This window comes from Leucobacter sp. Ag1 (genome assembly GCF_000980875.1).
Classification (GTDB): Bacteria; Actinomycetota; Actinomycetes; order Actinomycetales; family Microbacteriaceae; genus Leucobacter; species Leucobacter iarius.
This window is the reverse complement of record NZ_LAYO01000024.1, coordinates 1-2,244: the sequence shown is the minus strand read 5'-3', so window position 1 is coordinate 2,244 and position 2,244 is coordinate 1. Positions and strand designations below refer to the sequence as shown.

1 protein-coding gene is annotated in these 2,244 nt (G+C 68.8%); it reads right to left on the bottom strand.

The genetic code is table 11. The annotated features are described in order from the left end of the window. On the bottom strand, window positions 1-2,176 hold a 2,176-nt coding region (locus tag XM48_RS00090), incomplete at its 3' end, for an Ig-like domain-containing protein (protein WP_197074099.1). Window positions 2,177-2,244 lie beyond the last annotated feature (68 nt).

The following is a 2,244-nucleotide window of genomic DNA, read 5'->3' as shown; positions in this document are numbered from 1 at the left end:
CGAACGCTTTCTCGGTGCCGTTCTTCCAGCCCGTCTGTGCGATCTTCAGCGACGTCTCGTACCGGTCGCTCCCGGCCATACGGACGATCTTGACACCCATGCCGCGGATCTCGGCCTCAACCGATGCGGAGATCGCGCCGTTTGCGCCCGCGATGTACACGGTGTCGGCCTTCAGGCGTTTGATCTCGGCCTTGGTCTCCTTCACGAGGCTGGTGGGCGGGGTGAGGAGCACGGGCGCGTTCTGCTTGACGGCGAACGGGGCCGCCGACAGGGCGTCGGGTGCGAGATCGGAGCGTGCGATCACGATACTCTTCGCTCCCCGCGGGTAGGAGTCCTTGGACACCTGGACCGCGGTCTCGAACCGGTTCGCACCACCGAGACGCTTCCACTTCGTCTTCCCCGTGCTGGTGCCGCCGGCGTTTGCTCCGGCGTTGCTGGACGCGTTCGTGATCGCGGCCGACTTGGAGGCGGCGTTCGCGTTCGTGGTGGCACGCTGCGACGCGGACGCGTTCGCGCTGGAGGAGTTGTCGGCCTGGGCTGCGGCACGTGCCGCGGCCTCGGCTGCGGAGTTGGATGCGGAGGTCAGGTTCGCGGTCGTGTCGCTGGACGCGGTCGGGGTGGCGGCAGCCTTCGCTGCGGCCTCCGCGGAGATGTCGGCTGCGGCGGATGCCTGCGAGGTGTTGTCGGCGTATGCGGCGGCTTCCGCGGCTCCCTTCACGGACGCGTTGGAGTTGTCGTCGGCCTTCGCGGTCGCGGCGGCCGACGCGGCGGCGTTCGCGTTCGCGCGGTCGTTCGAGTTCGAACCACTGTTGGCGCCCTGCGTGTTCGAGGTCGCACCGGCTGCCGATGCCTGACCCGCGGCCTGCGATCCCGCGTCCGAGGACGAGGTCGTGGTCGCGGCGGACTTCGCCGACGCGGCAGCGTTCGACTCCGAGGCGGCGGACGCGTTCGCGTTCGCAGCCGATGTGCTGGTGCTGTCGGCGGAACCGAGTGCGGCGCCGGAGGCGGCGGCGGAGGCGTTCGCGTCGATGTTGGCGGACGCGTTCGTCGACGCTTCGGCGAGTGCGGCGGCCTGGGCGGCGGCCTTTGCCGACACGTCGGCTGCGGCGGACGCGATCGCGGTCGCGTCGGAGAACGCGGCAGCCTGCGCGGCACCCTCGATCTTGGCGTTGCCCTGCCCGTCGGCGTTCGCGGAGGCTGCGGCCGAGGCGGAGGCGTTCATGTTCGCGCGTGCGTCCTGCTCGCTCGCGGAGTTCGTGTTCGAGTCCTTCGAGTCCTCGTCCGTGCCGTTCGCGCCAGCGCCCGGGTCGGCCTGCGAGTCGGCATCCTGCTCATCGTCGAAGTGCTCGGGAACCGTGAACTCGATCTCTTCTTTCCCGCCGTGCTCGTCGGTCACCGTGATCGAGGTCTCACCCTCGGGCATCACGGGCAGCTGAAGCGACCAGTCGCCGTTCTCATCAGTCGTGGTCTCCCCGAGCTTCTCCCCGTCGGGGCCGGTGACGGTGATCTTCGATCCCGGCTCCGCGGTGCCCGACACGTTCGGAGTCTCCGACTCAACCGTGGCGCCCGGGGTCGGGCCGGTCACGACCAGGGGATCCTTCGCGGTGACCTGGATCGTACCGGTCGCCTCCGACGTCTTCCCGCCGGGGGCGGTCTGGTGCGCGGTCACGACATTCGCGCCCTTCCCCAGATCAGTGGTCGGGGTGATGGACCACTTGCCGTCCGCCGCAACCGTGCCGATCCCGATCGTCTTACCCAGAACGTCCTTCAGTTCGATGTTCGAGCCCGGATGCCCGGTCCCGGTCACGACGGGACGCTTCGACTCGCTCGTTTCGGGGCCGGTGAGCTGGATCGGGGTGATCGCGTTCACCACGAACGACACATCATCGGACTTGCCGTTGTCGTCCTTCACCGTGATCTCGTGCGTGCCGTTGGGGAGCTTCGGCAGATCCACCGACCACTTGCCGTCCTCGCCTGCGGTCGTCTCGGCGAGGGTCTCGCCGTCCTTCCCCGTGACGGTGACCTTCGCACCCGGCTGCGCAGTACCGGTGACGTTCGGGGTGTCGGTGTCGACGGTCGCACCCTCCTTCGGGCCCGTGATCGTCAGCTCCGCGATGGGGTCAGCGACATCCACGGTGAAGGAGTGATCGACCTTCTGCCCGTGCTCATCCGTCACGGTGATCCCAACAAGGCCGTGGGGCTGCGCGGGGATCGTGCTCGACCAATCGCCCTTTGCGTTCGCGG